Here is a 13,089-nt window from a genome sequence, read left to right as displayed (position 1 = left end):
CGCAGTATAGCGATGCGGCGACTCTCCTGCAATGATCGGAGTGTCCGACCGGGAATGAGGGAAAGCGACGAGATCGTCCTCCCTCAAGCGGTTCCCGAGGAGTCAAGCGATCGGTCCCGCTTCTGTGTACCGTGCCGACCACGCTGGCTTCGCTGAGCGTCCAAATAACTCTGGAGAAGGAGGGCGGCGGCTACGGCGTCCACGAGTTCCCGGCGACGTTTCCGACCGACACCCGCGTCAGTCAACAGGCGCTCCGCTGCCGAACTGGTCAATCGCTCGTCCCAAAAGACGATGGGTCGGTCGATTCGCTCCGCTAACCGAGCGGCGAACGCCTTCGTCTCGACTGCCTGACTACCCTCACGACCTCGCATCGTCACCGGTAACCCGACGACGATCAGCACCGGGTCGTATCGACTGATCAACTCCACCAGCCGCTCGAGGCCATCGCGATCCAGATCGATGGTCGCCAATGGACTGGCGATCATCCCCATTTCGTCGCTGATCGCCACGCCGACCCGCCGCCCCCCGACGTCCAGCCCCATCGTCCGGCCCAGCCGTTCTTCACTCACTCACCACCACCTGGATCCGTGAGGCCCGATCGGGAAGACGCTTGGGCCACCAGCCGGGACGAATCTCGATCTCCACGCCACCCACCCCTGCAATAGCCTGCGCCTTCCGCATAGCCTGATCGAGCGAATGGCCAGCTGCTTCGCGCCGCAACCGCTCGAGATCTGCGCTGGCCGGCACGAGCCGTACCTGCGCTGCTGCACGGACGCGCCAGCGGTTCGCACCGATCGCCTCTGGCTCACCGAAGGTAAGCGTGTTGCCGATCAACACGACATCGATCCCAGTCGCCTGAGCCAGGCGCTTGGCTGCTTCCTCCTGCGCTGCTCGGTGCACGGCCGCCGGATCGTACACCCGCGCGGTGAGCACCAGCTTTCCCGTTCCCGTCAGGTTTTCGCTCTCATCACCAGCTTTCTGCTCGATCTGAATCTCGGGAGTCCCGATGCGAAGCGTCCCCTCCACCAACGTCTCTCCGGGAAGCAGTGTAGCCTGGAGTGCCGTCGGAACACGTTCGGTGAGTGACTGCTCGAGCTGCTTCCGCAGCGAGGCAACATCGTCCTCCGTCACGAGCCGGACTGTCCGTAGCGACCCTCCAGTCAAAGGCTCGATGTTCCGGTAGAGCACTCCTTCACCGAGTTGACCGGTCACTGTTCCGATGGCAGCATTCCCGTCCGGTCCAGGAACATCGGCAACGACTCGTCCGTCAGCCACCCCAAAGGCCTGACTTCCGAAGGGATCGGCAGCAGGCACGATGACGTCCTCCGCGACACGGTACGCGATGCCGTTCGTACCAGTCAACCTCGTCCCAGCGCTGACCTGCACCGGTTGCAACGACGCATTGACGAACCGAACCCGACCGCTTGCCGTACCGTCCGGCACCTTTTTTTCTCCAGTGGTCGCGCGCTCCGCTCTCACCTCGATGGGGACCGACACCATCCGGCTGGGTGCCACCCAATCGACCGCGCTCGAGGGCTCGAGTGCATAGGTCATCGTCACCTCGCGTTGCTCGATCGCCGGCGTGATCCGGATCGTCGCCGCTGGTACTAGTGCTGCCGACAGAACGACAGTGGTGACGAGAGCGGCAACGACGAGCAACCCGGCGAACACCCATCTTCGGCGCGACCCGCTGCCGCCCGCGACCATCGGCCAGACGCGAGACCGTCCTTCGGCTACTACCCCGGCCGGAGCACGCGCCCCATTGGCCAGCCGAGCACCCGACACCGAAACAACTCTCCTCTGCCCACGCAACGATCCGACGTCTGCCAGGCCGGGTCTTGCGGGCCGATACGTACCGAGTTCCGCGGTCTCGTCAAAAGCCTCGCTCGTACGTCTATCCCCTGTCTCAGAGGTTCGCGTCGCCAGCAGACTACCCCGTTCGCGCGATCGATCGGTCGGTCGCCACACCACTGCACCTCCTCATCCGCCCTGTGTTCGATTCCACGCGGCGGGCGACCGACCACTCGAACAGCAGATCAGCTCGTGCTGTTCCGAAGCTGTCGCTCGACCTCACCCCGGGCCGCCGCCAAGGCCTCGTCGAGCCGAGACACATCGGCACCGCCCCCTTGAGCGATATCCGGCCGACCGCCACCGCGGCCTCCCAGCAACGGAGTCACTGCCTGGACGACCTGTCCCGCATGCACCCCCCGCTGCACCGCATCCGGGGTCGCCATCGCGAGTATCATCGGGCGGTTCTCGATCGCCGTGCCCAGGATGACGACACCGGAACCGATCGCATCGCGCAAGCGATCGCCGACTCGTCGCAACACGTCGAGCGAGGGAACTTCTATCCGCGCGCTGACGACACGGAAGCCGTCGATCCGAGCCGCTCGCTCCACGAGTGGGGCCAATCGCGCTGCAGCCAAGTCAGCAGCGAGCCGCTCGATTTCGCGTTGCTGATCGCGGACTTGCTGCTGCAGCCGCTCGATGGCCTCCGGAAGCTGTTCTGGAACCACATGGAGGCGCCGGGCTGCCTCTTCCGAGACATCGATCAGCGTACGGGCGAGTCGCGCTGCCGCAAGGCCCGTCACCGCTTCGATTCGACGGATGCCACTGGCCACACTCGTCTCGTCGGTAATCAGGAATGCGCCGATCTCGCCAGTGTGCGAAACATGTGTCCCGCCACACAGCTCCTTGCTGAATCCGTCGATCGAGACGACGCGAACGGTATCACCGTACTTCTCGCCGAAAAGGGCGATTGCTCCCTCCGCCAAGGCGTCTCGTAGTGGGAGGTAACGCACCTCGACCCGAAGATCGCGCACGATCTGCTCGTTCACCATCTCCTCGATCCGGCGCAACTGCTCAGGGCTGACCGATTCATGGTGAGAAAAGTCGAAGCGCAAGCGATCGGGCGCGACCAATGAACCAGCCTGGACCGCATGCTCGCCGAGTACACGACGCAGCGCCGCGTGCAACAGGTGCGTCGCCGTGTGGTTGCGGCGGATAGCGGCTCGTCGCTCCGCATCCACGATCGCCCGCACCGACTGGCCGACCCGGATAGAGCCTTCCCGCACACGACCTCGATGCACGATCAATTCGGGAGTCGGTCGTTGCGTATCCTCCACCGTAACGATTCCCGTTTCGGCAACGATTTCTCCCGTATCACCGACCTGGCCACCTGCTTCACCGTAGAAGGGTGTTCGATCGAGAATCAGCTCGATCTCCTCCCCCGCCTCGGCTTCCTGTCGCAGATCGCTCAAACCGAGAATGCCGACGATGGTTGCCGTCGTTTCCAGGCGGTCATAGCCGACGAACTCTGTCGGTCGCTCCGAGAATTGGGCATACAGCTCGGCTCGTTGCCGCTGCGTATCGGCGAAGCGCCCCACACTGGCCCGACTGAGCTCTCGTTGCCGTTCCAAGGCTCGCTCGAACCCGGCCCGATCGACAGTAAAGCCGGATTCGCGAGCCAATTCCTCGGTCAATTCCAATGGGAAACCATAGGTATCGTAAAGACGGAAGGCCTCGTCACCAGGTAGCACCTGCTCACCGCTCCGTTGCAGCTGATCCAAAAGCGCTTCGAAACGCGAGAGACCAGCCGAGAGCGTGCGCTGGAAGTGCTCCTCCTCGTGACGAATGACACGGTGTATCCGCTCTCGCTGCTCGTTCAAGTTCGGATAGTAGGAAGAAAAGAGTTCGATGACGACATCGACCAGTTGGTTGAGGAACGGTCGTTCGATCCCCAGGAGCTTCCCATGCCGAACCGCACGCCGCAGCACTCGCCGCAGCACATACCCGCGCCCTTCGTTGCTGGGGAATACCCCATCTCCGACCAGGAACGTGACGCCACGTGCATGATCGGCGATCACGCGGAGCGAGCGGTCGACACGCGCCTGTTCTTTGTAACGAACACCAGCAATCGTCGCTGCTTCACTCAGGATCGGGTAAAAGAGATCGGTCTCGAAAACCGATCCTACCCCCTGCATGATCAATGAGATCCGTTCCAGTCCCATACCGGTGTCGATGTTCTTGCGCGGAAGGGGGCGCTGCGTGCCATCAGCTTCCTTATAGAACTCCATGAAGACGAGATTCCAGGTCTCCAGAAAACGCCCACAGTCGCACCCTGGTCCGCACTCCGTACGCCCACAGCCATACTCCATACCCCGGTCGTAATGGATCTCGGAATCCGGTCCGTTGGGTCCCGTCGCTCCCACCGGTCCCCACCAATTGTCTTCTAGCTTGAAGATCCGCTCAGTCGGAACACCGATCTGGTCTCGCCAATACTGGTAAGAGAACTCGTCATCCGGATGCACCGTCGGATACCAGCGTTCGGCTGGAACGCCGAGCCACTTGGTGAGGAACTCCCACGCCCAGCTGATCGCTTCTGCTTTGAAGTAGTCGCCGATCGAGAAGTTTCCCAGCATCTCGAAGAAAGTCAGATGGCTTTCGTCTCCCACCTCATCGATATCGACAGTACGGAAACACTTCTGGATCGACGTCAGTCGCGTGTGCGGCGGTCGCTCCAAACCCAGGAAATAGGGCACCATCTGTTGCATACCAGCTGTCGTCAACAAGACGGTAGGATCCGACGGAATCAACGACGAACTCGGTACCTGGACATGGCCACGCTCGGCAAAAAATTCGATGAATGCTCGACGGATCTCGCTGCTCTGCATCGCTCTCGATCTCCCTGCTCTCCGCTCATACTCGTTTTCGGGCACGAACGATCACTGCCGATCACATCCGCGTCCCGATTCTACCGGAGAGCAGCACCCGCCTCCATGGCCACACCGCAGTGTACGTACACTAGTATGGAGCGCGGTCACGCTGGCGTCAAGGAGCGACTTCGACCGCGCTGTCAGGCCCCGATGCGACCGACGAGCAGCTGTGGGATACGCTGTCACGTCGAAGGTTATCCGCGCGCATCCACGTGGCATGCTGATTCCAGGGCCGATCGTGCAGCGTCACCAGTTCCGCAATCGGAGACAGCTGGTCGAGCCACCGGTGGAAACGCCCGTCTCGACCATCCCAGCTCCTCGCTTCGAGAACGATCGCCTTGCCGATTCTCCTCGATGGTGACGCTGCACCCTGGCACGGTAGCGCCTCGACGCAAAACTGTAGTACGATGCCGTTTTGCGCACTCGCGCTGAGGCGCGCTGACGATTTGATCGCCTGCTCGGGAGAGTGAACAGGCAAAACGCGTGGAACGCGAAGCCATTTTTCTCGTCTTCTTGATCGTCGTCGCCGCAGCCGTCCTGCTCGGTCTGGTGTCCGCCCGGCTGCGGCAACCGGTCATCATGGGTTACCTCGTCGCTGGGCTCTTGCTCGGTCGCCTCTTGGAGGGTCGGCACATCGATCCCGCGATCATTCAAGCTTTCGCTGATTTCGGTGTGAGCTTTCTCATGTTCTCGCTCGGCGTCCACTTCTCCTTTCGGGAGCTGATCGAGTTACGCCGTATCGTCATTCGTGGGGGACTCCTCCAGATCGGCCTGACGCTCATGGTTGCATTCCTCATCTTTCGCGCATTGGGCCTCACCACCGCACAAGCGTTCGTGCTCGCTGAACTCTCAGCGATCTCCAGTTCGGTGATCGGTTTCACGCTCATGGAACTGCGGGGCACCTTGAACCAACCAGCCGCACGCCCGACCGCAGCGATCCTGCTCGCCCAAGATATCGCGGTGGTGCCGTTGGTCGCGATCATTCCCGCGCTCGTCGGTTCCGACCTCGTGGACGTCGTTCTCGGCCTCGGAAAATCGATCGCGCTCGCCGTCGTCGCGTTGCTGACGATCGCGGTCCTCGGCATACGCATCGTCCCTTGGTTACTGTTTCAGATCGCACGAGTCGGAAGCCGGGAACTTTTCCTTCTAGCGGTCGTCCTGCTAGCGATCGGAACAGCAGTGGGGAGCGAATGGGCCGGCCTCTCGTTCGCTCTGGGGGCTTTTCTGGCTGGTATCGTCGTATCCGAATCCGAGTTTTCCTATCAAGTTCTCGGCGGTATTCTCCCGCTTCGTGATGTCTTCGGCGTCATGTTCTTCGCCGCACTCGGCCTTCTCGCGGACCCGATTGCTCTCCTCCGGTCCTGGCCGATTGCGCTCGCCATCTTGATCGTCGTAACCGTGATCAAAGGGTTCCTTGCCGCAGGTGTAGTCGCGTTCTTGGGTTACTCACCGAGCGTCGCTATTCGCTCGGGAGCCTTTCTCGCGCAGATCGGCGAATTCTCGTTCGTGCTCGGTCTACTCGGGTTGCAGGTGGGTATTCTCGACCACACTCTCTACAATGCGATGATCGGTGCTGCGATCGCCTCGCTCCTGCTCAATACCTTTCTCTTGACGCTGACGGAGCGGGCCCGTTGGCTGCTCGAGCCGCCGCTCCGCTTGGTCGGTCGCCCGGCAGCGCTCCACGAGATCGATTCCGGTGCTTCCTCGAGTTCGCCCCTGCGCGGTCATGTCGTGATCGCTGGTTACGGTCGCTCTGGCCGCGAAGTGGGGCGAGTCCTGCAACGCCGGCGCTTTCGTTTCGTCGTGATCGATCGCGATCCCGTCCTGGTGCGCGACTTGCGGCGCCTGGGGATCCAGGCGATCTATGGTGACGTCGCGAACGAGCAGGTCCTCCTGGCGGCGCACATCACGACCGCGCGCGTCTTCGTCGTCGCTGTCCCCGATGCCTTTGCCGCCGAAGCTGCGGTGCGCCTGGCCCGGACACTCAACCCCACCCTGGACATCATCGCGCGGGCCGACCGGCGAGCCTTCGTCGCGCGCTTGGTCGAGGCTGGGGCCACCGAAGTGGTGCACCCTAGTTTCGAAGCTGGCCTGGAAATGGTTCGTCACACCTTACACCGCTTCGGGATGAGCATGCAAGAGATCCAGGCCATCGTGGCAGCGCGCCGGATCGACTATTACGAGGAACAGGGGCATCTGACCGAGTGAGCGACCAACGACCACGTGCCTGCCTCGTCGAGCACCACGACAATCGGCTCCGCTCGCGGTGCTTAGCCAGATCGCTCTCGAGCAAGACCGCCAGTTCTCGAGTCCTCCATAGAGTACCCGATCCGATGAATGACCCGACTCTCCTGTACCATGCCGAACCGCAAGACCCTACATCGGACGAGCGATGCGCCTGCTCGCGAACCGAAGAGGAGGCCATCCCGAGATGGCTGTCGCAGAAGGTCGTTGGCCGCGATGACACGCGCGGGATGTGCAGGGAAGAGGTTGATAGGCATTCGCGGAACTGCCCGGAAACGCTTGCGAACGCAACCCGCTTGATGCTATACTAGCGGCTGCGAGCGGATAACCGCTCGACGGGCCGAAGTGGCGGAACTGGCAGACGCGCTACGTTCAGGGCGTAGTGGGGGTAACCCCGTGGGAGTTCAAATCTCCCCTTCGGCACCGCCGGTCCGGGAACGTTCGTGTTCCCGTGAGCGATACCGGGCAGGGCGGTCGCTGGTGCGGTAAGCACCAGAGGAAAGTCCGAGCTGCACAGAGCGGGGTGCCTGGGGTCAACCCAGGGCAGCGGAGACCGGCGCCGCTGACAGTCCAGATCGGCGCGCTGGATAACCCAGCGTGAGAGCAACAGAGACGATGACCGGGCTCGTCCCGGGGTGAAAAGGGCAATCCTCCCTGCAGCAATCTCCGAGCGGGCCGCTATCAGGTTGCTCGCCGAGGCCCGAGGATGAGAGCAGTCGCGGAGGTGACGAAGCGACCGTCCGTGCAAGACACGGGCGAGAGAGATGACCGCCTAGAACAGAACTCGGCTTACTCGCTCGGTATCGCTCGCCTTTCTCTCGTATGGTGCCTCTAGCTCAATTGGCAGAGCGCTGGACTGTGGATCCAGTGGTTACGGGTTCGAGCCCCGTGAGGCACCCCAACGCTCCGGTCTTGTACCGGAGCGTTGGTTGTTTCCTAGGAGGTATGTTCACCGACCAGCACAGTGGTTCGAGGCCGGGTCTCCGATCTCTCCTCGCTTTTCGACCTGCAAGCCGTCTCGCCCGAACCCCCGCATGCACTCGCTTTCTGGTCTCCTCCTGACCTGTCTCGACCGGAGCATTGACGGCCACCGCAGCCGAGCGCAACGACCGAGAGTTCTCCAGCTTCCACCAGCAGGATTGTCTCACCAGCTGCCGGGCCTGACCCGGTTCACCAGTCCCGGTCCTGCTCAGCCGTACCTGCGTGACCGACCCCGAGAAACGACCGCGTCAGTCGCTGAGAAGAGCTTCTGCCGCACGCCGCGGGGCCGGCGTGCGAAGGTTCACGAAATCCCTTTCACGTCCTGTTTGCGTTCCGCCAGCTCCTTCCGCCCGCAGCCTGGTAAGATGCACGTCAGCGACACGAATGGAGCCGAGCGCATGGCTGAGACGCAACCGATCATCGACCCGGAACTTCTCGAGATCCTGGCCTGCCCAGCCTGTCACGGTGAACTCGTTCTCGCGAATGACCGTTTGATCTGTCGTACCTGCCAGCGCCGCTATCCGATCGAAGACGGCATCCCCATCCTTCTCGTCGAGGAAGCGGAGTTGCCAGAGAAACCTGGCACTTGAGACGAACTCCTGTTCTTCTCTCTGGTATCCTCATACGTGTAGGGATGAGCGATGAACGAGCCACGCATCGTCGCACCACAACCGACCACGAGCGAGCAGTATTTCGAGGAGACCTTGCGCCCGCGTCGCCTTGCCGAGTACATCGGGCAGGATCGTGTCAAGGAAAGCCTCGCCATCGCCATCAGAGCCGCCCAGGAGCGTGGTGAGCCACTCGATCATCTCCTCTTCTATGGCCCTCCAGGACTCGGTAAAACGACGCTCGCCGGGATCATCGCCGCGGAGATGGGGGTTAACCTCCGGATCACCAGCGGTCCAGCCATCGAGCGTCCGGGCGATCTCGTTTCGATCCTGACCAATCTTCGTCCTGGAGACGTCCTCTTCATCGACGAAATCCATCGCCTTAACCGGCTGGTCGAAGAAATCCTCTACCCCGCGATGGAAGACTTTGCGGTCGATCTGGTGATCGGTAAAGGCCCAGCAGCACGCAGTGTGCGCATTGCGCTCCCGCGCTTCACGTTGGTCGGGGCAACCACGCGGCTCGCACTGCTCACCTCCCCGCTGCGCGATCGCTTCGGCGCGACCTATCGACTGGACTTTTACGACACCGCGGCGCTGCGAGCCATCGTCGAGCGTGCCGCCCGCATCCTCCAGGTGCCTATTACCTCCGATGGCGCGGAGGAGATCGCCCGGCGTGGTCGCGGTACACCTCGTATAGCGATCCGTCTCCTCAAGCGTGTGCGCGACTACGCCCAGGTCATCGGCGACGGCACGATCACCCGAGAACTCGCTCGCCTGGCCCTCGATCAGCTCGCCGTCGACGAACTCGGCCTCGATGAAGTCGACCGGCTCATCCTCCGGACCCTGGTGGAGAAATTCGACGGTGGTCCAGTCGGTATCCAGACATTAGCCGCCGCGACAAGCGAAGAACCGGATACGATCGAAAGTGTCTACGAGCCATATCTCCTCCAGCTCGGGTTCCTTCAGCGCACACCGCGCGGACGGATCGCCACCCGTCGAGCCTACGAGCATCTCGGACTCACTTATCCAGAAAACCGGTTGCAGCTCGAAATACCGTTCGAGCATGCCGCGTCGGAAAGATCCAGCGATGCTTGAGGAAGCGGCACTCTCTCTTCATGAATACGATTACGAGCTTCCGGAGGAATTGATCGCACAGGAGCCGATCGAGCCGCGCGATGCTGCCCGGCTGATGGTTGTTCGCCGAGCGACACACTCTATCGAGCATCGCATCTTTCGTGAACTTCCCTCCCTCCTCGATCCTGGAGACCTTTTGATCGTCAACGACTCGCGGGTCCTCCCAGCCCGTCTCTTGGGTCACCGCCTGACCGGAGGGAAAGTCGAGATCCTCTTGGTCCAACCGCTCGAAGGAACCACCGTTTGGCTCGCGCTCGCCCGCCCAGCTCGGAAGCTGCGCCCCGGAGAGACGATCACGATCCAACCTCGCGATCCACAGTTCGCTCAGCCAGCGCCCCTGCGCATCCGCGAGCGCCGTTCGGGCGGCCAGGTCATCGTCGAGCTGGATCCCGGTATCGCCGAACGCTTGGACGCTTTCGGGCACGTGCCGCTCCCGCCGTATATCCACCGTCCGCTGTCCGACCCGGAACGCTACCAAACGGTTTATGCAAGGCATCCCGGCTCGGTAGCCGCGCCGACTGCTGGGCTCCATTTCACGGAACGACTGCTGGACGAGTTACGCCAACGGGGAATCCGCATCGCGCCGCTCACCCTGCATGTCGGAATCGGCACCTTCAAGCCGATCGAGGTGACCGACGTCCGCTTGCACAAGATGCATGCGGAGTGGTACGCGGTGCCAGCCGAGACAGTCTCGCTGATTCGAGAAACTCGTGCTGCGAACCGCCGGATCGTTGCCGTGGGCACGACGGCTGCCCGCACCCTCGAATCGATCGCCGATGCTCTGACAGGAGACACCGAGGGTCCTATCACTGGCTGGACTGACCTTTACATCTATCCTGGCTACCACTGGCGCGTGGTCGACGCGCTGATCACCAACTTCCACTTGCCCCGCAGCACCCTGATCCTGCTCGTTGCGAGCTTCGCCGGGCGCGAACTGATCCTGGAGGCGTATCGAGAGGCCGTCCAGCAACGCTATCGCTTCTACAGTTTCGGCGACGCGATGCTCATTCTCTGACCCCCGCACTGCCAACAGCGAGCTGCTCGAGTGCGCTCGCCAACTTTTCGAGATCCTCGAACGAGGTGAAGTAGGCGCAGGATACGCGTATGCCGTTCGGTACCAGCACTCGTCTCTGGATGATCTGGAAGCGCTCCCAGAGGACACGGCTGAGCGTTTCACCGTCCCACCCGCTCAGCCCGAGCGTCACCATCCCGCTTCCACACGTCGGATCGAGCGTCGAGTACCAGCGAACCCCTGGGATCGCGGAAATCCGCTCGTGCAACCAGCGTACCAGCACGCATTGATGGCGCTCGATCGTGTCCCAGCCGATCGCCTCCAGATAATCGATCGCCGCCGTGAGCCCGATCCAAGGAGCTGGGTTTCTCGTCCCGAACTCGAAGCGCTGCGCGTCCGACCGGAAGCGCCACCCCTCCAACCAGTCGGCAGTCCGCTCGAAGGCTGGTTCGACCGCTCCATCTCCGACCAAGGGAGGTTCGAGCAGATCCAGCATGTCTCGTCGCACGAAGAGGAAGCCGGTTCCTTTCGGCCCGTGAAGCCACTTGTGCCCGTTCCCCGCAGCGAAATCGACCCCGAGTCCTCGCAGGTCCACTCGGCATTGCCCGACCGATTGCGCGACATCGAGCAACACGAGCGCCCCGTGCTGGTGCGCCATCGACACCAGTCGTTCGACCGGTAGGCGCACACCGGTCTCACAGGAGACATGGCTGAAGGCGACGAGCCGGGGGCGCACTTCCTCCAATCGCTCGGCGAAGGAGACAATCGTTTCTTCCGGCGTGCTGCCGACAGTGAATTGATGAACGGTAACCTCGTGTCGTCGGCTCACCGCGCTGAGGGGCAGCAGCAAGGCTGGATGCTCCTGATCACTGGTCAATACGCGATCGCCCGGTGACCATCGGAGGCTGGCGAGGATCAGGGCCAAACCATCTGTGCTGTTGCCAGTAAAGGCGAGCTCCTCCGGGCAAGCGCCCACGAGTTCAGCCAGTCGCTGGCGGGCAGCTTCCGCCGTTGCCCGCACCTCATCCCACCGAGCGTGACCGAATCGCTCGACACGCTGCAGGGCTTCGACGTATCGTTCGAGCACCGGTTCCGCCATCACACCCAGCGTCCCAGTATTGAGATAGGTCACGTCACGTAAGGCCGGGAGGCGAGCCCTCAGCTGCTCCAAATCCTTCATCGCTTCCCCTCACAAAACGAACGTTCCCCCTGGGACCGATCCCAGGGGGAATACGAACCATGGATCGCATCGAGTAGCAAGCCCTCTTCAGGCTGCCTCATGCACATTCCGGCGTTGTCGCAGGCTCTCGATCAAGGCCGACGCTTCCTGCCGTCCCAGATCAGCCAAGGTCGTTCCGAACTGTTCTTGCGCCCGCGCTTCCAGCTCTTCCTCGCTCATGCCGAGCCGGCGCGCCATATCGCGCAGATACTCGAGTTGCCGTGGAGTCACCCGACCACTCTCCGCCCGCCGCCAGCCGAGTCGCCGGCCGTCGATGGGAGTGTCCACGACACGCTGTTCAGCGGCACCGAACTCGAAGTCCGGGCAGAACTGCGTCCCGTAACCGAGCGCCGCCAATGCCCGACCGAGTGCTTTCGTCTCCGCCTTTTCCAGGTAATCGGCAAAATCCTCAGCCGACTCGCTTCCCCAACCAGTCGCCGAACCACCCCCTGGTACCCGGACTCGCGCACGGAAAACCGCCACTCCATCCCGGTGCTCGACGAGCTCCGTCTCGATCTCCCCATCGGGATGTTCCGTGCGGAACCAGAGCAAGCGCCACTTCACCTCCAGGTAATCGTGACCGTTGACCTTGGTGAGGTACTTCGAGGGATCGAAGGTGGGTCGCTCCTTCAGTTCGTTCGCCATGTCGCCAGTTCCCTTCCGATACACGAACATCTGTGCTAATGCTACTGCAGACGGGCCCCGCCGTCAAGGCCTGCTCTCGCTAGCCCATCTTGCGCGAGGCCATGCAGGTCGTCGGTCGACGGCTCGCTGGTTTCCCGGTGAGCCGAGAATTGATGGCGAAGCCGGCAAGCGTGCTTCTCGCCGTCGCGAGCCGACCTCTCGAAGAGCCGAGAACCCACGATGATCCTATCGCACGACTCTTCTTGCCCCCGCCCTGTGATTTCTCACGGGGCATGTCTCTTGGAGACAAAATTCATGGAAACGAACACGAGAGATAGTCGTCGATTCCGTGAGTGCGCTTCTCGCATCCAGTCTGCATCGCAGGTTGCCGCACCCGTGACCGCATCCTGCTTCCGCCAGACCTCGTGAGGGTGACCTCTCCGCTTTCCGCGAATGCCGGAACGCCTCCACCGCCGACGCGGTACGGGCCATCTTGCGCCGCCGGGACAGATCTGTCCCCTCGCAAGGGGCTCGATCCCGTACCCTCACGCC

The 13,089-nt window shown here is 62.4% G+C and carries 9 protein-coding genes and 2 tRNA genes; 6 read left to right on the top strand and 5 right to left on the bottom strand.

The genetic code is table 11. The annotated features are described in order from the left end of the window. Positions 1 to 83: 83 nt before the first annotated feature. From ruvX to alaS, 3 genes are all read right to left on the bottom strand, one after another. The gene (gene ruvX / locus TRD_RS03340; RefSeq protein WP_041436449.1) at positions 84 to 542 is read right to left on the bottom strand and encodes a Holliday junction resolvase RuvX; all 459 of its coding nucleotides are present in this window, start codon (positions 540 to 542) and stop codon (positions 84 to 86) included. Positions 543 to 561: 19 nt separating this feature from the next. Continuing rightward, positions 562 to 1,785 carry a baseplate J/gp47 family protein gene (locus TRD_RS03335; protein ID WP_012642117.1) on the bottom strand — a complete coding sequence of 408 codons (1,224 nt, stop codon included), beginning with the start codon at positions 1,783 to 1,785 and terminating at the stop codon, positions 562 to 564. A 251-nt stretch (positions 1,786 to 2,036) separates the two neighbouring features. Next, positions 2,037 to 4,673, bottom strand: a complete 2,637-nt coding sequence (gene alaS, locus TRD_RS03330) for an alanine--tRNA ligase (protein ID WP_012642115.1) — start codon at positions 4,671 to 4,673, stop codon at positions 2,037 to 2,039. A gap of 525 nt (positions 4,674 to 5,198) precedes the next feature. Here alaS and TRD_RS03320 point away from each other — a divergent pair. The 6 genes from TRD_RS03320 (at position 5,199) to queA (ending at position 10,697) form a co-directional block, all read left to right on the top strand. Further along, positions 5,199 to 6,923 carry a cation:proton antiporter gene (locus TRD_RS03320; RefSeq protein ID WP_012642112.1) on the top strand — a complete coding sequence of 575 codons (1,725 nt, stop codon included), beginning with the start codon at positions 5,199 to 5,201 and terminating at the stop codon, positions 6,921 to 6,923. A gap of 375 nt (positions 6,924 to 7,298) precedes the next feature. Beyond that, a tRNA-Leu gene (locus TRD_RS03315) sits at positions 7,299 to 7,382 on the top strand. A gap of 402 nt (positions 7,383 to 7,784) precedes the next feature. Then, positions 7,785 to 7,860 (top strand) — tRNA-His (locus tag TRD_RS03310). 478 nt (positions 7,861 to 8,338) lie between these two features. Further along, a complete protein-coding gene (locus tag TRD_RS03305; protein ID WP_012642110.1) occupies positions 8,339 to 8,530 on the top strand; it encodes a Trm112 family protein in 192 nt (63 codons plus the stop codon). 51 nt (positions 8,531 to 8,581) lie between these two features. Then, positions 8,582 to 9,643, top strand: coding sequence for a Holliday junction branch migration DNA helicase RuvB (gene ruvB / locus TRD_RS03300; RefSeq protein WP_012642109.1), 1,062 nt, complete (start codon positions 8,582 to 8,584; stop codon positions 9,641 to 9,643). After that, positions 9,636 to 10,697 carry a tRNA preQ1(34) S-adenosylmethionine ribosyltransferase-isomerase QueA gene (gene queA / locus TRD_RS03295; protein WP_012642108.1) on the top strand — a complete coding sequence of 354 codons (1,062 nt, stop codon included), beginning with the start codon at positions 9,636 to 9,638 and terminating at the stop codon, positions 10,695 to 10,697. The genes ruvB and queA overlap by 8 nt, the downstream gene beginning before the upstream one ends. Here queA and TRD_RS03290 read toward each other — a convergent pair. Both TRD_RS03290 and TRD_RS03285 read right to left on the bottom strand, forming a co-directional pair. Next, on the bottom strand, positions 10,687 to 11,874 hold the full coding sequence (locus tag TRD_RS03290; protein ID WP_012642107.1) for an aminotransferase class V-fold PLP-dependent enzyme: 1,188 nt from the start codon (positions 11,872 to 11,874) through the stop codon (positions 10,687 to 10,689). The two genes, queA and TRD_RS03290, sit on opposite strands and share 11 nt — an antisense overlap. Before the next feature lie 87 nt (positions 11,875 to 11,961). Next, entirely contained in the window at positions 11,962 to 12,558 is a 597-nt protein-coding gene (locus tag TRD_RS03285) for a hypothetical protein (RefSeq protein ID WP_012642106.1), read from the bottom strand. Positions 12,559 to 13,089: the final 531 nt, after the last annotated feature.

This window comes from Thermomicrobium roseum DSM 5159, assembly GCF_000021685.1.
GTDB lineage: Bacteria > Chloroflexota > Chloroflexia > Thermomicrobiales > Thermomicrobiaceae > Thermomicrobium > Thermomicrobium roseum.
Note: the sequence above shows the minus strand (reverse complement) of the source record. Positions and strands in the feature narration are given on the sequence as shown.